This window comes from Paenibacillus sp. JT22N1, from assembly GCF_059692155.1.
Genome location: NZ_JCAUAW010000009.1, coordinates 255,094 through 276,586, shown reverse-complemented (window position 1 = coordinate 276,586; position 21,493 = coordinate 255,094). Strand labels below are relative to the sequence as shown.

Genomic DNA, 21,493 nt, shown 5'->3' with positions numbered 1-21,493 from the left:
TTATTTTTATGAAACATTCCCAAAAGGCATTATTCATTTCAATGGCGGCATTATTGGCAGTAACTGGGTGCAGCAGCAACAAAGAATCAGGCGAGCCGGCAGCATCAAGTGCCGCCACAGGTACAACAGCGAAACCTGCTTTGAAGTTTATGACACAAAGCTCACCGCTAGCTCCCGAAGATCCTAATAAAAAGGTGATATTCCAACGTCTAGAAGAAAAGACGGGAATACACATTGATTGGGAAAACTACCCGTGGGATTCGTTTGCGGAGAAGAGAAATTTAGCGATTGCCAGCGGTGACCTTCCTGATGCGATTTTCGATGCAGCCTTGGGTGACTACGATTTGCTTAAATTGGCAAAGGACGGAACCATTATTCCGCTCGATGACATTATTGAAAAACAAATGCCAAATTTCAAGAAGGTATTGGAGAAAGCGCCGCAATATAAATCGATGATTACGGCCCCAGATGGCCATATTTATTCATTCCCATGGATTGAGGAGCTGGGCGCGGGTAAGGAAAGTATCCATTCTGTCGACGATTTTCCTTGGATTAACGTGGAATGGCTAAATAAGTTAGGCTTGAAAATGCCTAAAACGACCGAAGAATTAAAACAAGTTTTGATTGCTTTTAAAACAAAAGACCCGAACGGTAATGGAAAAGCGGATGAAATACCTATGTCCTTTATTAATAAAACCGGCGGAGAAGACTTGGCTTTCTTATTCGGCTCCTTCGGTCTGGGTGAAAACTGGGACCATACGGTTGTCAGTGATGATGGAAAGGTTATTTTCACATCTGCTGATAATAGCTTTAAGGAAGGCGTCAAGTTTCTAAATGAATTATATAAAGAAGGTTTAATGGATGTTGAAGGGCCTACGCAGGATTGGAATACCTATTTAGCTAAAGGAAAAGAAAATCGTTATGGTCTATATTTTACATGGGATAAGGGAAATATCACAGGCATGAACGATAAATATGATCTTATGCCTGCGCTTGAAGGACCCAATGGTTGGAAAAACGTAACGAGAACGAACGGAATGGGACTCGACAGAGGAAGAATGGTTATCACAAAAGCAAATAAAAATATCGAAACGACTGCAAAATGGATTGATTCTCTATACGATCCGACACAATCCGTACAAAACAACTGGGGCACTTATGGAGATAAAGCGCAGCAAAATATCTTTGAATTCGACGAATCTAAAAAAATGCTGAAACATCTACCGTTGAACGGAATGTCTCCTTGGGAATTGAGACAAAAAACCTTTGTTGGCGGACCATTGGCGATATTGGATTCTTACTATGGCAATGTTACGACGAAGCCAGACGATGCGGCATGGAGATTGGACCTAATGAAAAAAGTGATGGTCCCAGACATGAAGGCTAAAAATATTTATCCAAAAGTGTTCTTCTCTCTAGAAGAATTGGATCGACTTTCTGCGATTGAAACAGATATGTTTGCCTATGTACTGAGAAAACGGACCGAGTGGATTCAGAATGGGAAAATTGAAGCGGAATGGGCTGGTTATTTAAAAGAATTGGACCGTCTGGGTCTACAAGATTGGTTGAAGATTAAACAAGCAGGTTACGACAGAAACGTAAAAAAATAAGTTTTGTTATAAGACCGCCGGAGCGGATCGAGTATGAAGGTGACGCTCCGGATTTTTTTAAATAGAGGGAGTGGAAGAGATGTCAACTGTTATGTATAGAGAAAAGTACCGGCCACAGTTCCATTTTACGCCGCCGGCTAAATGGATGAACGATCCAAATGGAATGGTATATTTCGATGGAGAATATCACTTGTTTTATCAGCATTATCCGGAAGGTACAACCTGGGGACCGATGCATTGGGGACATGCAATTAGTACGGATTTGACCCATTGGGAGCATTACCCGATTGCGTTAAAGCCGGATCAACACGGTTTCATCTTCTCCGGAAGCGCAGTAGTGGATTGGGAGGATACAAGTGGATTTTTCTCCGGTAAGCCCGGTCTGGTTGCTATTTTCACCCACGCGGACCATTATCCGGATTCCGCACGTCCGAGACAGAGGCAAAGCCTTGCTTATAGTTTGGATAAAGGCAGAACATGGGTGATGTATGAGGGAAATCCTGTGTTATGCAACGAGCAAATAACGGATTTCCGGGATCCTAAAGTATTCTGGCATGCTTCAAAGCAGCAGTGGATCATGGTGCTTGCAGTGGAAGACCGTGTTCATTTCTATACGTCTTCCAATCTAAAGGAATGGTCTTTTGCAAGTGAATTCGGTGCCGAAGAGGGCTCACATGACGGAGTATGGGAATGTCCAGACTTAATAGAGCTACCGATAGAAGGTCATGCTGAAGAAACGAAATGGATACTGATTGTCAGCATCGGAGATCATCCACAGATGGCTGAAGGCTCAAGGACACAATATTTTGTTGGGAGCTTTGACGGAAGTACATTTACGAACGATGCTTCTCCTGAAACCGTATTATGGTTAGATCACGGGAGAGATAACTATGCCGGTGTAACATGGTCGGATGTTCATAGATCGGATAAAGGAAAGCTGTTTATCGGCTGGATGAGCAATTGGAAGTATGCAAATCTCACCCCGACAACCAGTTGGAGAAGCGCTATGACGCTGCCACGGGTGCTCTCCCTGAAGAAGGGGCCATCTGGAATCCGTTTGATTCAAAAGCCTGTGACGGATTTGCAGAAGCTTCGGTTAGAAGCGCAGGTTTGGGAAGAGGTTACAGTTAACCCCGGTCAAAACATACTTTCGGACGTGCACAGCGATATCTATGAGCTCGAATGTGAAATCGATTTGGGCGACGCAACGGAAGTTGGCTTTAAGCTTCGGAATTCGGAGCGGGAAGAGACCGTAGTCGGCTATAACACCGCCATGCAGACATTGTTTGTTGACCGCTGTAACTCCGGTGAAAGCAGATTTCATGATGCATTTGCTTGTAAGCATGATGTACAATTGGAGCTTCAAAACGGACGGCTAAAACTGCAGCTTTTTGTCGATAACTCCTCCATTGAAGTATTTGCAAATGACGGGGAGATCGTGATTACCGATCAAATTTTTCCAGATCCGTCCAGTACAGGTTTGGAACTTTATGTGCTTGATGGAAAGGCCAAGGTCATTTCTCTAGTGCTTCATCAATTGAAATCGATCTATTCAGTTGTGACGGTATAACAAAGTGACGATGATTGTGAGGGAAACGAATTGTTATTAGGTGCTATCGAAGGCGGCGGGACAAAGTTCGTATGCGGGATTGGTACGGCAGATGGCGAAATCATTGACCGCATCTCTATCCCAACTACGACACCTGAAGCTACGCTCGGCAATGCGATGGATTTCTTTGCATCTAAAGAGATACAATCGATTGGAATCGGAACCTTCGGCCCGATCGATGTGAACCCGCAGAGCCCGGCTTATGGTTCCGTAACAAGAACTCCTAAGCCGCACTGGAGTGGTTACCGGATCGTGGAGAATTTGAATCGATACTTTGACATCCCAATTGGTTTTGATACCGATGTGAATGCAGCTGCCTTGGGGGAAGCAACATGGGGGGCTGCAGCAGGATTGAACAGCTGCCTGTACATGACGATCGGTACCGGGATCGGTGCGGGTGCAATCGTTGAAGGCAAGCTCGTTCATGGTTTGACCCATCCGGAAATGGGGCACATTCTTGTACGGCGGCATCCGGATGACAGCTATGAAGGACACTGCCCCTTTCACAAAGATTGTTTGGAAGGACTGGCGGCGGGACCGGCGCTGGAGGATCGCTGGGGCAAGAAGGCGTTTGAACTTGGATATACGCATTCCGCTTGGGAAATGGAAAGCTACTATATCGCTCAGGCACTGGTCAATTACACGCTCATTCTTTCTCCGGAGAAAATCATTGTCGGCGGCGGCGTTATGAACCAGTCCCACTTATTCCCGCTTATACGCGAACAAGTTCGTAAACTGTTGAACGGTTATGTACAGCATCCGGCTTTTTCAGAGGACAATGATAGTTACATTGTACCACCCGCTTTAGGCGGCAACGCTGGCCTATGCGGTGCCCTGGCCTTGGCTAAGCAAGCCTTGGATATTTAGAAATGTCACACCAAGAAAATACCGGAAATTCAGGATACCTCCAGCTATTCATGATAGTGGAGGTATTTTTCCTTTAGAACTCGTAATGTAGGGAGACATATGTATTAAATTTATCCAAGTAAATGTTTATTCTACGGTCGATTGAAGATTCGAAGTGGGGGGGATCCTGTTGAACATGAAAGTTGAAGAAATTATTCGCAAAGTACCAGAGCTAAGCCATGAATTCCTAAGTTTTGATAGTCTTAGTGGAGGGCTATGCAACCAAACCTATAAGGTACAAACCAAACAGAGTACATACGTTCTTCGCATCAATAGCAGGCAAAATGAGTATTTGAACCTGACACGCCGCTCTGAAGTAGAAGTGATGAAGAAGGCAAACCGCGAAGGATTTGCTCCTAAAGTGATTTCGAGTAATTATCCGGAACAATTTGTAGTCACGGAATTTATAGAAGGACGAATGCTTGAGAAAGATGATCTAAAAGACGATCGTATCAAAGGAATAATTATGGATCGCCTCAAACAAATACATCGTATGGAAGGGCAAGGCAGAACATGTACTCCTTACGATTTAATTTATGGATATTTGAAAGGCGCAGATCAGTTTCGAGTCAAGCATCCTGATGGATTAAACAGAATTTTGCATCGAGTAGAGAAAATCGCGCATAAGAGAAGCGATGACAAAGAATATAACAGCAAATTTTGTCACAATGATTCCTTTTTATGCAATATGATTTATACAGGTCAACAGTTGCAAATCATTGATTGGGAGTTGTCGGGAGTCGGAGATGTGTTTTTCGAATTGACGCTCATTCCGTTTACAAATCAGTTCAGTGAAACAGATGAGCGTGAGTGGTTAAAGTTATACTTCGGATATTTCGAGGAGGAAACATTCCACATTTTTCAGGACATGAAATTCGTGTCGATGGTTCGAGAGGTAGTATGGGGGATGTTTTACAGTGGAGTTACTAAAGAGGAGAGTCACCATGACTTTGATTACTACAAGTTTGCCGAATATTGCATCCAGCGGATAGAACACGGGATTTATCAATTATAATGATGTAGATGCTCTCGCTTCATTTTATTAATAACTTAAGCTGATATGATCCTATTAACCGTTAGATGGTATTTAAAATATTGCTTGAGTTATAGAGATGTCGCAGAAATGATGAAAGAGAGAGGATTGAATATCTCTCATACTACGATCATGAGATGGGTCCATGTGTTCGGACCTGAAATAGACAAACGAATTCGTCCCTACTTGAAACCGACTAAAGATTCCTATAGGGTCGATGAAACTTACATTAAAGTCAAAGGGAAGTGGAAGTATTTGTACCGGGCAGTGGATTCTGAGGGAAGCTCAATAGATTTCATGTTGTCTAAAAATCGTGATATTCATGCGGCCAAACGCTTTTTCAAGAAGGCGTTATCATCCCCACGTGTGATCACGGTGGATAAGAACCCTGCATACCCACCCGCAATAGATCAGTTAAAGGATGTGAAAGATCTGTCGAAAGAAACGATAATCAGACAAACAAAGTACCTTAACAACATTGTCGAACAAGACCATCGGTTCATAAAGAAAATAACAAATCCTATGATGGGATTTAAGTCATTCCAGACAGCAAGAAACGTTAGCGGGAATTGAAGCCTTTCATATGCTCAGGAAACAGCAGGTTGAAATATCACCTGCTATTTCCGATGTTGAATGGATTAATAAATTATTTGGATTGGTTGCATAGTTTATCTAATAAAGTAAGGTATACTTGGCAGTTTTATTATTTGCAACACAACCCAAGAATTAAAACAACTTGAAGAAAAGTCTAATGTTTTAAAATGCCTTATTCGTGAGGAGCAAGCGGCATTAAATAGGAAGAGCAACAGTGATAACCGACCTCTTGGCATATCGAATTCGTTGAAAAATGTAAAAGTAGTGTGTTCGAATATGAGAAGCAATGGCGCGAACTGACTGAAGCAATCGCTTATTGGACTGACATGGATGCCCCTTACGTTACGCTGACCAATGAATATATCGAGAGCGTTTGGCACATTTTGTACGAAATTCATAAAAAGGAGATGTTGTATAAAAGTCACCGCGTCAGCCCCTATTGCCCTGACTGCCAAACGACTCTCAGTTCTCATGAAGTGGCGCAAGGCTATGAAGATGTAAAAGATTTGAGTGCAACGGTGAAATTTAGAAGCAAGAATGGCGAAGAAATCTTCCTCTCATGGACGACAACACCTTGGACGCTACCGGACAACGTGGCGCTGGCGATAAACAGGGACATTGATTACGATAAAGTAAGACAAAACGGCGAAGTATATGTGGTTGCAAAAAAACTTGCAGAAAAAGTTTTTAAAGAGGACTTTGAGATCTTATCTACTCACAAAGGTTCGGAATTCTTAGGAACTGCTTATGAGGCATGGGCAGTTTCATATTTTGGATAAGTTTATCGAACTCTCGTAATTTCCATTCCCGGGCACCGAAAAACGGCAAACTGCTGGTATCTATGGTCAATCACTTGAAATCCTGGCTTGTTGTACTTGTATAAAATCGGGTTTTCAAATTATATAACCAAAAAACGTACAAAATTGGTATACCGTTCCAATAACTGGTTCATACTAAGCGAATTATTACAAATGGAGTGATGATTCCATGATGAAACCAGAAGCTCCAAGCAGACCCATTCATAAAAGCCTAGCTATTAACGAAGCAGCATTCAATGAGGTTTTCCATAATTGCTCCGACATCATATTCCGCCCTTTGCATGTGAATGGAAATGTTCAAAATCTCCTCATATATTTGGATGGATTTACAAGTACTAGCCTTATGGAGCAAGCTATTATTCCCTCCTTAGCAGCTTTAAGAGCGGATCTTTACGGAAATAAAGGATCAGCTGTAGATGTTGCCCTGAATCAGGCTGAGTTATCGAGCTTTAAACAAATATTCTGTTTGAACAAGGCTTCGGAAGCGATCCTGGAGGGGAAGACGGTCATTCTTGTTAATGGCTGGGAACATGCGCTGCTGGCAGATATAAATGAATATAAGCAGCGGACTGTAGACGAGCCTTCGAATGAAACTACGATCCGCGGACCCAAGGAAGGCTTTACGGAAGTACTTCGGACGAATACCAGCATGATTCGCAGGAAAATTAAAAGTCCTAGTCTAAAATTCGAACCGTTTCGGATAGGCACTACGACAAATACACAGATCGTCTTAGCCTATGTTGAAGGTAATGTAAGAAACGAAGTGCTGCAAGAAGTTAAAAATCGAATAGGCCGCATCAAAACAGACCGCATATTTGATGCCAGTTATATCGAAGAGTATATCGAAGATTATCCCTTTTCTTTATTTCCGCAAATCCTAAATACAGAGCGTCCTGATACCGTTGCCGCAAGCTTGATGGAAGGAAAAGTAGCCATTCTAGTGGACGGTTCTCCTAATGCGCTTGTTGTTCCTATGACCTTCTGGTCCGGGTTTCAATCGGCGGAGGATCACTATGAACGCTTCCTGTATGTAACGGCCGTCCGGTTTATCCGCTTGATGCTTTTCGTTATATCCATGCTGCTGCCTTCCTTATATGTAGCGCTCACAACGTTTCACCCGCAGATGATTCCTCTTAATCTGATGATGAGTATAGCGGCCTCCAGAGAAGGGATTCCTTTCCCTACTGTAGTGGAAACGTTTCTTATGGAACTGATGTTTGAGGGATTACGCGAAGCAGGACTACGCCTGCCCAAGGCCGTAGGATCGGCAGTTAGCATCGTCGGCGCTCTGGTCATCGGTGAGGCAGCCGTCCAAGCCGGATTTATATCAGCCCCGATTGTTATGATTGTGGCAGGTACCGGTATCGCTTCGTTCTCTTTCCCAAGATACAGCATGGCACTTCCGTTCAGGCTTATACGCTTTCCGCTTTTACTCGCAGGCGGAGTTTTTGGAGTTTATGGTGTTGCCATGGGGGTTGTTATGATTTTGATACACCTGGTTACCTTAAAATCGTTCGGGGTCCCTTATTTAACGCCAGTAGCGCCCTCTACAGGCAATATGGTCAAGGATACGCTTGTCCGGATGCATAAGAGGTTTGTAAAGAAGAATCCTGGTTAGACATGCCATCTACCAAGAACATGGAGATTCATACATATGCGAACAACCAAACGGATCGTACCGGCATTCCTCCTAATCGTAATTTTATCGGGCTGCTGGGATCGGAATGAGATTAACGACTATGCATTCTGGATAGGAAGCGGAACTGATCTGGCTAAAGACGGAGCTATTCAAATCAGCGCCCAAATCGCAATTCCATCCCAATTTCTTAAAAAGAAAGGGGGGGAAGGGGCCAGTGGTAAAGGCAATATTGTCATATCGGCAACTGGGAAGAGTGTAGTTGAAACCATCAACAAATTACAAGAGAAATTGCCGCGCAGGATCTTTATAGGACACCGCAGAGCCATTTTCTTCGGGGAGAATCTTGCTCGTCGAGGGATTAAAGATATTGTGGATCAATACACCAGAAATTCCGATACGCGGTTAAGGACTGATATTTTTGTCGTACAGGATGGTGAGGGTAAAGACGCGTTGGAAATCAACAGCCCATTTAGCCAGTTTTCAGCTATAGCGGCAGTTGAACAGGATAGGTTTTGCCGTATTGGGGATGTTGCTCTTCGGGACTTTTTCTTAGATGCTACCAGTCAAGGGATAAGACCGGTTATGCCGGTCATTAAGCTATCGCCGCAAAAGCAAAACCAGGATAAAATATTTCTTATCGATTCCCTGGCCGTATTCAACAAAGACTTAAAAATGGCCGGATTTTTGGAGCGCATGGAAACATTGCAATCGTTATGGGTTAAAGGGATATTGAAAGATAAGTATTTAACGCAATCGATTGAAAGTGGAAGGTATTCACTCTATGTGTCTAACTTGAAAAGTACAATCATCACTCACATTAACCAAGATAAAATTACTGCTGAAGTCCAATTATCCGGTAAGGGGAGGCTATTGGAGAGCCAATCGAGTGCTGACCTTTCCAAATCCGAAATTTTAAAGGATATCAACCGAAAATTGAATAAAAAAGAGAAAGAAAAAATCGAAAAAACGATAAAAATCGTGCAGGAAAAGTACGGACAAGACATCTTCGGTTTTGGGGAAGCGCTGCATAGACAGCACCCGTATCAGTGGAAATCATTAAAGGACAACTGGGATCGGATTTTTCCGAACTTGCCGGTAACCGTTCATGTAGATATCGAAATTATGCGGGTCGGAAACTTAGGAAAACGATTGATTCAATAAAAGGAGAGCTGAAATGAAGATATCCAACTGGCAATTGTTTTGGCTGATGGCAACCGTAGAAATTAGTATGACGATTTGGTTGGCCATTGCTCCAACCATTCAAAAAGCCAACCAGGATGCTTGGATTTCTCTTATTCTGGCCGGAATTGTCGGTATGGCGATCACTTATTCAGTCACAAAACTAAGCTCACTTTTCCCATCTCTAACGATTGTACAATTCAGTCAACATATTTTGGGTAAATGGGTTGGCAGAACAGTCTGTCTCCTTTACTTTGCCGGTTGGTATACGGTCGCGGCTGTAATTTTGCGGGTCATGTCGGAGTTTCTCCAACAAATGCTTTTTCACGATACTCCGTCTTGGGTCATTTCCACTATTATGATTACAGCTATGATCTACGTCAATTACAAAGGAGGTATTGAGGGTATAGCCAGGTTTAGTGAAATAGCAGGTCCGTTGATCGTCTTGGGAATTGTGTTTACCCTTCTATTGAACACGACCAATTTAAAGCTTAAGCTGCTTTTGCCCGTTTATGCAGATACCGGATTGCTACCGATACTAAAGGGTTCCTTACACAATGCCTCATTTCTCGGTGAATCCATCATGATCATGATGATTACACCTTTTTTATTGAAGCCGGAACGTTCATTAAAGTATGCATTGATGGCGATTCTGTTTCCGTCTCTTCTTGTTACTGTATCGACAATAATGGTTATAACCACATTCGGTACAAAGATGGGCGGACAGCTATTTTACCCGTATTTTACGATGGTTCGGTTTATTTCGTTTCTTGATTTTGTACAAAATATGGATGTTTGGATTATTTTTATATGGATTTTCAGTGTTTTTGTGAAATTATCCTTATATCTCTTTATTAATAGCTATGGAACGGCACAGCTCCTAAACGTAAAGAACTCAAAGAGCTTGGTCTTGTTTGTGGCAGCTTTTCTTTTCATAATATCGCTTATCCCGTCAAATGCAGTTTCTGTCATGGAATATGCAGATCGTGTGTGGATTAAGTATGTATTTCCAATCAATATAATAGCGCTTCCTATTGTCATGATGATTGTTGGGCATTTTCGCCGCGTTCGAACTCGCTGTGAATAACTTTTTGAAGTCAAATCGTAAATTTAATGCATCAGTGGATAATTGAGAGTCTTGGATGAACCGGATCTGGAAATCCGAGGGGGCATGATCGATATGGGTCTGAACAAAATATCGACGATAGAAATACTATACTGAGTTCATATATGAGGATCGACGAACGATTGGACAATTGGACAATTGGAAAGCATCCGGTTCATCAGGTGACGATCGTCAAAGGGACAGCCAACCGTGGCATGCTCCTTTGTCATTTTGTTGAGCGAAATGGCAAAGTTTTGTGGAATTCTACGTTGCTTTGTGTTCACAACCTCAAAAAATTCGACAACACAGGAGAAGATCTCGAGGATTTGATCTCCATCGGGACGATCGGATTGATCAAAGCGATCGAGTCGTTTTCGCCTAACAAAGGGACCAAGCTCGCGACGTTTGCTGCTCGCTGCATCGAGAACGAGATCCTTATGCATCTTCGATCGCTGAAGAAAACGCGCAAGGATGTGTCCCTGCATGATCCCATTGGAACAGACAAAGAGGGGAATGAAATTACTTTGATCGATATCCTTGGCACGGAGGCCGACGATGTCGTGGATAAGGTGCAGCTCAAGATAGAGAAGAGCAAAATTTACCGTAATTTGGAAATTTTAGATGATCGGGAAAAGGAAGTTGTGGTTGGTCGATTTGGGTTGGAATTAGGCGGTGAAGAGCGGACGCAGCGGGAGATTGCTAAGGAGCTCGGCATCAGTCGCTCCTATGTTTCGAGGATTGAGAAGCGGGCGCTCATGAAGCTGTATCATGAATTTTATAAGGCGAAGCGGTAAGGTTGCGAATCGGATACTTCATTTATTTGGACACTGTGCAAGTAATGGAGGTGAAGGTTATGACGTTAATCCATATCGAAAATGCCAGTAAGTATTATACGATGGGCGAGGAAACGATAAAAGCATTAGATGACGTCTCTTTAGATATTGATCATGGTGAGTTCGTTGCCATCATGGGTCCGTCAGGTTCCGGTAAATCCACGCTGATGAACATCATCGGGTGTTTGGATGTTGTAGATAAAGGTATCTATGACCTGGATGGTCAAGCAATAAATGTGCTTAAGGATTCTGGGCTTGCTGAGATTCGTAATCAGAAGATTGGATTTGTTTTTCAAAGTTTTAACCTGCTGCCGAGATTATGTGCCTATGAGAATGTGGAGTTGCCTTTGATCTATCGGGGGATGAGCAAAAAGGAAAGAGAGCCACTCGTTTTGCATGCACTGGAATCAGTGGACTTGTTGGATCGAAAGAAGCATTTTCCATCAGAGTTATCTGGTGGACAGCAGCAGCGTATTGCTATTGCGCGAACGTTGGCAGGAGATCCTCCGATAATTTTGGCGGATGAACCTACGGGGGCATTAGATTCGAAGACTGGTGTAGAGATTTTAAACATTTTAAAGAGATTAAATGCACAAGGTCGGACGATTATTTTGATTACGCATGACTCATTGATTGCGCAGCAGGCGAAGCGGATTGTGAGGTTTCGGGATGGGCGATTGAATGAAGTTGTATAGTGTTTATAAGACCGGAACTCCAAATAAGGGGGTCCGGTTTGTTTGTGCGCCTCACAGTCGCACAATCTAAGTGGTTCCAAACCACTCGGTAACTTTACCCTTTAAAGGGTTGTGGTGCAAAGCTCCGATACATGATACCATGATCGAAATGAAGTCATGGGATAGGGCAATTACGTTGGAAACGGAATTAGATTTGTTTAAGTGGAAGCAGTATGAATCTCAAGTTATCTTGCTAACAGTAAGATGTATAGCCTAAGTTATCGTGATCTCGTGGAGATGGCGAAAGAACGGGGTCTTGGCATGGCTCATACAACCATCATGCGATGGGTTCATGAGTTTGGGCCTGAATTAGAGAAGCGAATTCGTCCCTATTTAAAGTCGACAAATGATTCCTTCCGAACTGATAAAACCTATATTAAAGTCAAAGGGCAGTGGAAATATCTTTACAGAGCAGTAGATTCAAAAGGAAACACGATTAATTTCATGTTTTCTGAAAAACGAGACGCTCTCGCTGCCAAACAATTTTTCAAGAAAGCATTGACTTCAACATACAATCAATCGCCTCGCGTGATCACTGTCGATAAAAACCCAGCATATCCTACCGCAGTCCAGCAATTGAAGGACGAGAAAGCTATGAAACAAGAAACATTACTACGACAAAAGAAATATCTTAACAATATTATTGAACAAGATCATCGGTTTATAAAGAAAATCATAAAGCTGGGATTCAAGTCATTTGAAACTGCAGAATATACAATTGCGGGAATCGAAGTCATGCATATGCTAAGGAAAGGGCAGATCGAATGCGTTCATTCGTCTGTCCTTTCTTCAGTTGAATTAATCAACAAATTGTTTGGTTTGGCAGCATAATCAAACAACGAAATCGCGGATATCTTTGATCAATTTTAATTGTTGCACCAAAACCCGATTAACGGCAAAGATTGGATAGCAGTAAACAACCCGGACTGACCCCCGGAATTAACTCTGTGGCCTCAGGTCGATCGGATTCCTTCAAATGCGTTCATCACCAAATGCTGAACATAGGAATCGTCCAACTTTTCACCAGTCACCAGCAAGCGATAGAAAATAGGTCCGTAAATGAGGTCGATACTTATTTCAATATCGAGATTTTTTTTCAATTCCCCGCGTTGAACCCCCTGCTCCAAAAGACGCCTGGCCTCTAGTCGGCGAGGACGGAAATATCGGGTTCGATATGCCTCCGCCAACCCGGAATCAAACTGCCCTTCGCCTAATAACTCCGTAATGATTGTACCCTCCCGACTTTTCAAAAACAGGGTTAAATTTGTGGCATGTATAAGAATATCATTGAATGCTGATCCCGTGTCAGGCACGGGCAATCTTGCCGCGGCGGCAGATAGAAAACCATCCATCACCACGGCAGCCTTGTTAGGCCACCATTTATAAATCGTGGCTTTACTAACCTTGGCGCGATCAGCAATTTTATCAACTGTGACCGTTTCAAAGCCATCCTCCAATAATAATTCATAGGAAGCGGTAAGGATAGCCTTTTGCGTTTCAACATTTCGTGGCCGCCCTCTTTTGACCTGCACAGGAATCATCCCTTTCGCCTTTTGAAACTAAAATGAAAAATATAAACTATACGTTCAGTATACCTAATATTATGCAAAAAGAAAATAAAATTAACTATTTACAAAACTATACGTTCAGTATATTATTTAGTCAATAATTAATGAACTTAACGTTCAGTATTTAATTGGTGTTAGCAGTTCTGAAGGATTTATGCATTAAAAAATAAAAGTTGTGAGGATGAGATGCTGTGGTTATTAAGGTGGACGTTTTTTCAGATATTATTTGTCCTTGGTGTTTTATCTTAAATCGTAGAATGGAAAAGGCGATTGAAGAAATGGGTAGTGGAGATGAAATTGATATAAAGCATATGCCATTCCAGTTAAATCCTACGATACCTAAGAGTGGAATGGATCGCAAAACATATCGTTCGGCTAAGTTTGGCAGTTGGGAGAAATCAATGCAGTTGGACAGACAAGTAGAGGAAGCAGGCAAAAAGGAAGGGATATCGTTTAATTATGATTTAGTTAAACGCACACCTAATACTTTTGAGGCCCATAGATTGATTTGGTTGGGGAGATTAGAAGGGCTAGAAAAAGAAATAATTGATGCTTTATTCTCTTCCTATTTCATTCATGGGGATGATGTTGGAGATCTTGATGCGTTAGTTCAAATCGCCATGGAAGCAGGAATAGATCGGAAACGAGCGGAGAACTTTTTTTCAAGCAATGAAGGAGTCGAAGAGATCCTGGAGGAGGAAAAAATCGCGCGTAATTTAAGGATAAGCTCTGTACCCACCGTCTTTATCAATGGGGTTTATGCTTTTTCAGGTGCTCAAAGTGTTGAAGTTATCAAAGAATTATTTAAAAAAGCGAACCTGGAGGAACATTCATGAACGTAAAGCCGCTACGTATTGTAATAGCAGGAGGATCGTTAGGAGGGCTTTTTGCGGGAATTGCTTTGAAAGCTCATGGTCACGAGGTATCTATCCATGAACGTTCAACGGGTAATTTGCAAAGTCGCGGCGCCGGCATTGTTCTACAAACCGACGTAATGGAATTTCTGGAAACCTATAAAGTATGCTCAATTTCAGAAATGAGTATCTCTTCGAAGGACAGACAGTTCGTTCATTTTGATGGCAGCGCGAAACAAATGTATATGCCCCAGCTTATGACTTCCTGGGATATGCTTTACTGCAAATTAAGAGAAGCGTTTCCTGAAGACTTATATCATACAGGGCAAGACGTTGTGGGTTTTCAAGAAGATGAAAATCAAGTTCTGGTGAAGATTAGTAACGGGCAGCAATTAACGGCAGATCTATTTATAGCTGCAGATGGTATTGGGTCTAAAATCCGTCAAGAGCTATTGCCTGCAGAAAATCCTATCTATGCCGGCTATGTTGCTTGGCGTGGAGTCATAGAGGAGAATGAAGCGCCTACGGATTTGATTCGTTTTTTTGAGGACAAATTTACGTTTTATCAAGGTGCGAGAACTCAAATTCTCAGTTATTTGATCCCAGGAGTAAAAGATATCCAGAATAGGCGATTAAATTGGGTCTGGTATGTCAATGTAAAGCAAGAAGAGTTGAAACATCTGTTGACTGACGAGACTGGGAGACAATTGGAGTTTTTTATGCCTCCCGGGAGCGTCCTGAACGAATATGTTGAACGTATAAAATTAGATGCAAAATCTTTACTGCCGAGTCAATTTTACCAGTTGGTAAACATTACAGAGAAGCCATTTCTTCAACCGATTAACGATTTAGCTATTTCAAAAATGGTTTTTGGCAGAGTGATTTTGCTTGGAGAATCTGCTTTTGTTCCCCGACCTCACACGGCAGCGAGTGCATCCAAAGCAGCAATTAATGCCATGCAGTTGGCTGATGCTTTGGTAAGAAAAGAAGACTTAACTTCAACATTGAACAGATGGGAAAGTTCTCAACTCATCTTGGGTGAAAATTTATTGTCATTGGGGACAAGGTTAGGACAATCGTCACGCTTAGGTTACTAAACAAAAATTCACCATTGAGGGAGGTTATACGGTGCCAGTCTTATTCCGCTTAATAAATATAATGGCGACAATTCTTGGGAGCTTCCGGTACCGGCAACGTATGTTATCGATAATTAATGAATTAATTAATAACAAAATTTTTCTGATAAATAAGATTATATCTTAATAAGGAGTGGTACCTATGACTGCTTCAAAAAAACAAGCAATCGAGCAAGATATGCCTACATGGTTAACCATACTTCTGGCGACCGCATGCGGTATCATTGTAGCTAATCTTTACTATGCACAGCCCCTGGTAGGGTTAATTAGTTCTTCGATCGGGCTGTCAGCTAGCGGTGCTGGCTTGATCGTAACGCTAACACAGATTGGATACGTTGTCGGCTTGCTATTTATCGTACCGTTGGGAGATATTGTTGAAAACCGAAAGCTGGTAGTCATATCGATACTTCTTACAGCAGTTGCTCTGACCGCGGCAGCAGTGGCGAAACAAGCTATACTTTTCTTTGCGGCTTCACTTTTTATAGGGTTGGGGTCGGTCGCAACACAAGTACTCGTACCTTTTGCAACATACCTTGCTTCGGAATCTACACGTGGTCGCGTTGTCGGCAATGTCATGAGTGGTCTGTTACTTGGCATCATGCTCTCACGTCCATTATCGAGCCTGGTGGCTGACTTTTTTAGCTGGCATGCTATATTCGGCTTGTCAGCCGCAGCTCTTGTTGTCTTGGCGATTGTACTGTCAACAGTGCTGCCTGCAAGAAGGCCAACAGCAAGCACGCAATATGGAGCCCTACTTGGTTCAATGTGGCACTTGCTGCGAACTACCCCGATCTTACGCCGTCGCGCTGCTTATCATGCGTGTGTGTTTGCGACTTTCAGCTTATTCTGGACAACTGTTCCAATACTATTGTCAAGCCCCGTTTTTCATTTTTCTCAGAAAGCCATTGCTTTGTACGCACTAGTCGGAGTCGCGGGTGCGATAGCTGCACCTGTGGCTGGCCGGTTAGCTGATCGCGGCTGGACTAGACCCGGCACAGGAATAGCGCTCGGTACAGTCATTGTTTCTGTGTTGTTGCCGCTTATGATCCAAACAAGTTCATCCGTCGGAGTGGCTGTTTTAGTAGTATCGGCCATCCTTTTGGACGCCGGAGTATCTGCAAATCTTGTGCTCTCACAACGCGAGATCTTCTCGTTGGGGCCAGAAATTCGCAGCAGACTGAACGGACTATTCATGGCTATTTTCTTTTTTGGCGGTGCCATCGGATCTGCTATCGGTGGATGGGCATACGCCTCAGGGGGATGGAGTGTAGCGTTATGGATTGGAATAGCTTTCCCGACCATTGCCCTTCTTTATTTTGCCACAGAGAGAAAGTAGTTTTTAAGTCATACTTAAGCAGTCAGGAGATACCTGACTGCTTATTTTGTTAGTTTCAGAGCAAATGTATAATATTCTACGACTGGTTTATGCTACACTGTAGCAACTCGTAGGAGTGTTTCCCTGGGATTTAAAATCATTCATCTCATGGATCCAACGCCTACCCGTGAGCTAAAGCTTATATTTCAAAAGCATCAATTCAGCAATCCTTCGGTTCAGACCTTTATCTATTATTTTCTAGAACTAACGAAAAGTTTAAATAGTAATGTTGATACGTGAATTTCATATTGTGGTGACAGATCCCCTATCATTTTCGCCTATTATCGTTAGGGCAGTTACGAGGTTTCAACTCTCGGAAAACTGCCCTTAGTTATTTTCTAGGGACGGAGTCCGGATGCGGGGAGTAGGGGGAGCGCGTGATCATCATCTGTGACATATGGCAAACTCCGAACGTTCTGCGGGGCAGTTGCAGAACGTGCTCTGGAACACCAAAAAAGACGCCGGGTATCCAAGAGTCTATACTCTTGTGATGCACGGCGTCTGTTCATTCATTTAGTTTTTAAGGAAGTTAATCAAAGCGGTATTGAATTGTTCAGGGTGAGTCGCGTTCAAACCATGCGGTCCACCTTCAATTACGACGAGTTGACTGCCTGCAACAGCTTCGTTGGAAAGTTGACCGCTTACCTCAAGCGGCACAATCGCATCGGAATCGCCATGGATAACAAGCAATGGAATATCAAATTTCGCCAAATCGCCACGGAAATCCGTCCGGCCGAAGGCATCAATGCAATCCAGCGTCCCCTTTGGCGAAGCGTAAGTAGCAATATCAAGGTTGTAAACACGGAAGGACTCGCTGACCAGATCGGTTCTATCCCCTGCTTTAAAGAAATTGTGAGTGAAGCCGTCAAGGAAGGCGATACGGTCTTTTTTCAAACCGTCTTGGAAGCCCTGAATGGTGCCTTCATCCAGACCACCTTCCGGATGCTCATCGGATTTGTAGAAGAACGGCGGAACTGCAGCAGCCAACACGGCTTTTTTGACACGGCTTGTTCCGTATGTGCCAACGTAACGGGCAACCTCTCCGCCACCCATCGAAAATCCGACCAGTGTCACGTCCTTAAGGTCCAGATATTCGATCAGCTTATGGAGATCCGTCGCAAACGTATCATAGTCGTAACCGGTCCACGGTTGGGAGGATTGTCCGAATCCACGACGGTCATATGTAATCACGCGGTAACCTGCATCGATGAGCGCTGGAACTTGACTCTCCCACGAGCGCCCGCTCAGCGGCCAGCCATGGATCAAAACGACAGGTTTACCTGCGCCAAGATCCTCAAAATATAATTCAATGGGTTGCCCGTTTTCTGTTCCTACTGTTAATTTAGTCATGTTTCATATTTCCTCTCGAATTGGTTTTTATTAAGCTGAGACAGTCAAAATTAATTGACTATCTTTTTTGGATGAATAGGTTACCCTCCGTGGCCCCCAAACATCGTTTGAGCATAAACAATACCTGCACCGTAGGCTCCACTGTGTTGCAAAGCAATCTCCAGAACGGCATCATACGTTTCTTGACGCGCCCAATCGCGTTGATACTCAAGAAGAACAGACAGCCAAGTCACGGGAATGGCTCCTGCTTGAATCATGCGTTGAACGGACATGTCATGTGCTTCCGTCGTCGTTCCGCCTGAAGCATCCGTTACGATATATACTTCATATCCATCTTTGATGGCTGAAACTACAGGGAAAGCAAGACAAACTTCTGTCCACAGAGCTGCCATAATCAGCTTCTTGCGACCTGTTTTCTTCACGGCCTCCATGAAGTTTTTGTCTTCCCAGGAGTTCATTGTTGTTCGGTCAATCGGCTTTTGATCAGGAAATACAGCTTGAATGTGCGGATGAATAGGGCCGGAAAACGATTCAGCAGCAACCGTTGTAAGAATAATTGGTGCATTAAAAACTTTAGCTGTTTTAGCCAGTCCAACCGTATTGTTAATAATCGTTTGGCGATCGGCGCTTTGTACGCCAAAAAGCATTTGAGGCTGATGGTCTACTAGAATAATAGCGGAGTTCTCAGCAGTTAGTAAATCGGACTTGTCGTTAAACATGTAAAAATCCCTACTTTCTATTTATGATTACAACAGATCCACAAACATGAGAACCTGCTGCATGTAACAAGTCTATTGAAATGTAAACGGACGAACAATCTTCATTTTTCTATAAAGCCCATAGGCAAAAACTATAGATTGTAAAGAAAAAATAAAAATAATGTATAAGTGATTTCTATGGCTGGTATAGAGAAAGCCTTATTGATCGAAAGAATCCTGACTTATAAACTTAAATAGAAGGTAAATGATTGAACAAAGAACATCATTAATGACTGGATTGAAGGAGGAAAGTTAGTATGTGGGGTTCAATGCTTCTCGCTTTAGCTACAGGTATCATCATTGGCGTTGTTTTTCAATTGCTGAAGATCCCCTCTCCGGCGCCGCCTTTTTTGGGATTACTTGGTCTCTTAGGAATGTTTTTAGGACAACGTTTGATGCCTTGGATACAACTTTGGCTAAGCCGCAAATAACACCCCATAAATGACAAAGGAGAACAAAATCATGTCTGAGAAACCGACGATTGTTGAAGCAAACCTAGTTCCCAATAAATGACAAAGGAGAACAAAATCATGTCTGAGAAACCAACGATTGTTGAAGCAAGCCTAGTCATTCATAATGCCCGTATCGTGACGATGGACGACGCTAATCCATCAGCCACAGCAGTTGCAGTTAAAGGCGACCATTTCCTGGCGGTGGGGGACGATGCCGAAATCATGAAATATGTTGGACCATCAACGCAAGTTGTAAACGCCAACAAACGAATGTTAATTCCAGGCTTGAACGATTCTCATATTCATCTCATTCGAGGCGGTCTCAATTATAATCTCGAGCTTCGATGGGATGGAGTGCCATCCGTTGCGGATGCCTTGCGGATGCTGAAAAAACAGGTGGATCGTACGCCAGCACCTCACTGGGTTCGTGTTGTTGGCGGCTGGACAGAATTCCAATTCGTGGAACGCCGAATGCCAACTTTGGATGAAATCAATCGAATTGCTCCGCATACACCGGTATTTATCCTCAATCTTTACCGTCAGGCTTTTTTGAATAAAGCGGCTTTGCGAGTCATCGGATATACGAAAGATACGCCGAATCCGCCAGGTGGAGAAATCCAAAGGGATAGCCAAGGGAATCCAACAGGAATGCTCATCGCTAGACCTAATGCTACTATTTTGTATGCGACCTTAGCGAAAGGACCGAAGCTTTCATACGAGGATCAAATCAATTCAACCCGATTGTTCATGAGGGAATTGAATCGATTCGGAGTCACAAGCGTGATTGACGCTGGCGGGGGCTTTCAGAACTATCCCGATGATTATCAGGTTTTTGATGAACTTGATAGACGCGGAGAGATTACGGTTCGCACGGCATATAATTTATTCACCCAGCATCCCAAAAATGAATTGAGTGATTTTAAAGCATGGACTGCTACGACGCAGCCGTACACAGGCAGTTCCTACTATCGTCATAATGGTGCAGGTGAAATGCTTGTTTATAGCGCAGCGGACTTCGAAGATTTTGTTGAACCCCGTCCGGAACTTCCCGCTGTACTGGAAGATGAACTATTCGAAGTAACCCAGCATCTCGTAGAGCAACGTTGGCCATTTCGTCTTCATGCCACTTATGGGGAATCGATATCGCGTTTTCTCGATGTATTTGAGCGCGTGAATAAAGAGGTTCCGTTCAAAGACTTGCGCTGGATTCTGGACCATGCGGAAACGATTCAGGAGAAGGATTTGGAGCGCGTCGTCGCATTAGGCGGTTCGATCGCTGTTCAAAGCCGAATGGCTTTTCAGGGGGAATATTTCGTCGATAGATATGGGGCTGAAGCAGCGGAAAATGCGCCTCCGATCACCAAGATGATTAAAGCCGGATTGCGTGTTGGGGTAGGGACAGATGCTACCAGAGTAGCCAGTTATAATCCTTGGGTTGCCTTATACTGGTTAGTGACGGGCAAGACACTTGGCGGGCTAATCTTGTACCCTGCTTCCAATCGTATAGAAAGGCATGAAGCGCTTCGCATGTATACATCAGGAAATGCATGGTTTTCCAAGGAAGAAAATGTGAAAGGGCAAATCAAAGCGGGTCAATATGCTGATTTATCGATTCTTTCTGATAACTTCTTTCTTGTCTCCGAAGAAGCTATTAAAAAAATTGAATCTGTCTTCACTGTTGTAGGAGGCAAGATTGTCTATGGTACTTACGAATTTCAGCCTTTGTCGCCGCCAGCTCCCCAAGCAAGTCCAGACTGGTCTCCGCATAATATCTTTGGAGGTTACTACAATGGAAGAAATTACGGAGGAGGCGGAGCGGGAGTTCAGGCACCTCAAAAGGCGCACCATCATCATGGATGCAACCATCACCATGGCAGTGGCTTCTGTGACCTGGATTGCTTCGTTTTCTAAGTGTGTTTCACCAAAATAATCCAATAGGG

The 21,493-nt window shown here is 43.2% G+C and carries 17 protein-coding genes and 3 pseudogenes; 17 read left to right on the top strand and 3 right to left on the bottom strand.

Annotated elements, in window-relative coordinates; translation table 11 throughout:
* Window positions 1-8 precede the first annotated feature (8 nt).
* The 12 genes and pseudogenes from AC58UU_RS18935 (at window position 9) to AC58UU_RS18880 (ending at window position 12,891) form a co-directional block, all read left to right on the top strand.
* Window positions 9-1,610: an ABC transporter substrate-binding protein gene (locus tag AC58UU_RS18935; RefSeq protein ID WP_497318216.1), complete on the top strand. Its 1,602-nt coding sequence runs from the start codon at window positions 9-11 to the stop codon at window positions 1,608-1,610.
* A gap of 79 nt (window positions 1,611-1,689) precedes the next feature.
* Window positions 1,690-3,180: a glycoside hydrolase family 32 protein gene (locus AC58UU_RS18930; RefSeq protein ID WP_497318214.1), complete on the top strand. Its 1,491-nt coding sequence runs from the start codon at window positions 1,690-1,692 to the stop codon at window positions 3,178-3,180.
* A 30-nt stretch (window positions 3,181-3,210) separates the two neighbouring features.
* Window positions 3,211-4,086 (top strand): ROK family protein, encoded by an 876-nt coding sequence (locus AC58UU_RS18925; RefSeq protein ID WP_497318212.1) that lies wholly within the window; start codon window positions 3,211-3,213, stop codon window positions 4,084-4,086.
* 175 nt (window positions 4,087-4,261) lie between these two features.
* Entirely contained in the window at window positions 4,262-5,140 is an 879-nt protein-coding gene (locus AC58UU_RS18920; RefSeq protein ID WP_497318309.1) for a phosphotransferase, read from the top strand.
* Between the two features lie 45 nt (window positions 5,141-5,185).
* Window positions 5,186-5,825, top strand: a pseudogene (locus AC58UU_RS18915) (IS6 family transposase).
* A gap of 166 nt (window positions 5,826-5,991) precedes the next feature.
* A pseudogene (locus AC58UU_RS18910) lies at window positions 5,992-6,504 on the top strand (class I tRNA ligase family protein); the annotation flags it as partial.
* Between the two features lie 235 nt (window positions 6,505-6,739).
* Window positions 6,740-8,188: a spore germination protein gene (locus AC58UU_RS18905; protein ID WP_497318210.1), complete on the top strand. Its 1,449-nt coding sequence runs from the start codon at window positions 6,740-6,742 to the stop codon at window positions 8,186-8,188.
* Between the two features lie 36 nt (window positions 8,189-8,224).
* Window positions 8,225-9,370, top strand: a complete 1,146-nt coding sequence (locus tag AC58UU_RS18900) for a Ger(x)C family spore germination protein (protein ID WP_497318208.1) — start codon at window positions 8,225-8,227, stop codon at window positions 9,368-9,370.
* A gap of 13 nt (window positions 9,371-9,383) precedes the next feature.
* Window positions 9,384-10,475 (top strand): GerAB/ArcD/ProY family transporter, encoded by a 1,092-nt coding sequence (locus AC58UU_RS18895; protein WP_497318206.1) that lies wholly within the window; start codon window positions 9,384-9,386, stop codon window positions 10,473-10,475.
* A 161-nt stretch (window positions 10,476-10,636) separates the two neighbouring features.
* The gene (sigK, locus tag AC58UU_RS18890; protein WP_497318205.1) at window positions 10,637-11,287 is read left to right on the top strand and encodes an RNA polymerase sporulation sigma factor SigK; all 651 of its coding nucleotides are present in this window, start codon (window positions 10,637-10,639) and stop codon (window positions 11,285-11,287) included.
* 59 nt (window positions 11,288-11,346) lie between these two features.
* On the top strand, window positions 11,347-12,021 hold the full coding sequence (locus tag AC58UU_RS18885) for an ABC transporter ATP-binding protein (RefSeq protein WP_497318203.1): 675 nt from the start codon (window positions 11,347-11,349) through the stop codon (window positions 12,019-12,021).
* Between the two features lie 148 nt (window positions 12,022-12,169).
* Window positions 12,170-12,891, top strand: a pseudogene (locus tag AC58UU_RS18880) (IS6 family transposase).
* Between the two features lie 122 nt (window positions 12,892-13,013).
* Here AC58UU_RS18880 and AC58UU_RS18875 read toward each other — a convergent pair.
* The gene (locus tag AC58UU_RS18875; protein WP_497318201.1) at window positions 13,014-13,601 is read right to left on the bottom strand and encodes a TetR/AcrR family transcriptional regulator; all 588 of its coding nucleotides are present in this window, start codon (window positions 13,599-13,601) and stop codon (window positions 13,014-13,016) included.
* A 218-nt stretch (window positions 13,602-13,819) separates the two neighbouring features.
* Between AC58UU_RS18875 and AC58UU_RS18870 the strand changes: the two genes are divergently transcribed.
* From AC58UU_RS18870 to AC58UU_RS18860, 3 genes are all read left to right on the top strand, one after another.
* Window positions 13,820-14,464 carry a DsbA family oxidoreductase gene (locus tag AC58UU_RS18870; RefSeq protein WP_497318200.1) on the top strand — a complete coding sequence of 215 codons (645 nt, stop codon included), beginning with the start codon at window positions 13,820-13,822 and terminating at the stop codon, window positions 14,462-14,464.
* Window positions 14,461-15,579, top strand: a complete 1,119-nt coding sequence (locus AC58UU_RS18865; protein WP_497318198.1) for an FAD binding domain-containing protein — start codon at window positions 14,461-14,463, stop codon at window positions 15,577-15,579. Before AC58UU_RS18870 ends, AC58UU_RS18865 begins: the two co-directional genes overlap by 4 nt.
* A gap of 181 nt (window positions 15,580-15,760) precedes the next feature.
* A complete protein-coding gene (locus AC58UU_RS18860; RefSeq protein WP_497318196.1) occupies window positions 15,761-16,954 on the top strand; it encodes an MFS transporter in 1,194 nt (397 codons plus the stop codon).
* A gap of 552 nt (window positions 16,955-17,506) precedes the next feature.
* On the opposite strand, the gene AC58UU_RS18855 is transcribed toward AC58UU_RS18860, so the two are convergent.
* Together AC58UU_RS18855 and AC58UU_RS18850 are read right to left on the bottom strand one after the other, a co-directional pair.
* The gene (locus AC58UU_RS18855; protein WP_497318194.1) at window positions 17,507-18,343 is read right to left on the bottom strand and encodes an alpha/beta fold hydrolase; all 837 of its coding nucleotides are present in this window, start codon (window positions 18,341-18,343) and stop codon (window positions 17,507-17,509) included.
* 80 nt (window positions 18,344-18,423) lie between these two features.
* Window positions 18,424-19,062: a hydrolase gene (locus tag AC58UU_RS18850; protein ID WP_497318192.1), complete on the bottom strand. Its 639-nt coding sequence runs from the start codon at window positions 19,060-19,062 to the stop codon at window positions 18,424-18,426.
* Between the two features lie 296 nt (window positions 19,063-19,358).
* Between AC58UU_RS18850 and AC58UU_RS18845 the strand changes: the two genes are divergently transcribed.
* Window positions 19,359-19,532, top strand: a complete 174-nt coding sequence (locus AC58UU_RS18845; RefSeq protein WP_497318190.1) for a DUF1427 family protein — start codon at window positions 19,359-19,361, stop codon at window positions 19,530-19,532.
* A 99-nt stretch (window positions 19,533-19,631) separates the two neighbouring features.
* Complete coding sequence (locus tag AC58UU_RS18840; protein ID WP_497318188.1) at window positions 19,632-21,464, top strand: amidohydrolase; 1,833 nt, start codon at window positions 19,632-19,634, stop codon at window positions 21,462-21,464.
* Window positions 21,465-21,493: the final 29 nt, after the last annotated feature.

Coding starts and splice junctions, on each gene's coding strand:
- AC58UU_RS18905 (WP_497318210.1), top strand. CDS start 6,740: ATGATGAAACCAGAAGCTCCAAGCAGACCCATTCATAAAAGCCTAGCT.
- AC58UU_RS18900 (WP_497318208.1), top strand. CDS start 8,225: ATGCGAACAACCAAACGGATCGTACCGGCATTCCTCCTAATCGTAATT.
- AC58UU_RS18930 (WP_497318214.1), top strand. CDS start 1,690: ATGTCAACTGTTATGTATAGAGAAAAGTACCGGCCACAGTTCCATTTT.
- AC58UU_RS18860 (WP_497318196.1), top strand. CDS start 15,761: ATGACTGCTTCAAAAAAACAAGCAATCGAGCAAGATATGCCTACATGG.
- AC58UU_RS18895 (WP_497318206.1), top strand. CDS start 9,384: ATGAAGATATCCAACTGGCAATTGTTTTGGCTGATGGCAACCGTAGAA.
- AC58UU_RS18885 (WP_497318203.1), top strand. CDS start 11,347: ATGACGTTAATCCATATCGAAAATGCCAGTAAGTATTATACGATGGGC.
- AC58UU_RS18850 (WP_497318192.1), bottom strand. CDS start 19,062: ATGTTTAACGACAAGTCCGATTTACTAACTGCTGAGAACTCCGCTATT.
- AC58UU_RS18875 (WP_497318201.1), bottom strand. CDS start 13,601: ATGATTCCTGTGCAGGTCAAAAGAGGGCGGCCACGAAATGTTGAAACG.
- AC58UU_RS18865 (WP_497318198.1), top strand. CDS start 14,461: ATGAACGTAAAGCCGCTACGTATTGTAATAGCAGGAGGATCGTTAGGA.
- AC58UU_RS18845 (WP_497318190.1), top strand. CDS start 19,359: ATGTGGGGTTCAATGCTTCTCGCTTTAGCTACAGGTATCATCATTGGC.
- AC58UU_RS18935 (WP_497318216.1), top strand. CDS start 9: ATGAAACATTCCCAAAAGGCATTATTCATTTCAATGGCGGCATTATTG.
- AC58UU_RS18920 (WP_497318309.1), top strand. CDS start 4,262: ATGAAAGTTGAAGAAATTATTCGCAAAGTACCAGAGCTAAGCCATGAA.
- AC58UU_RS18840 (WP_497318188.1), top strand. CDS start 19,632: ATGTCTGAGAAACCAACGATTGTTGAAGCAAGCCTAGTCATTCATAAT.
- AC58UU_RS18855 (WP_497318194.1), bottom strand. CDS start 18,343: ATGACTAAATTAACAGTAGGAACAGAAAACGGGCAACCCATTGAATTA.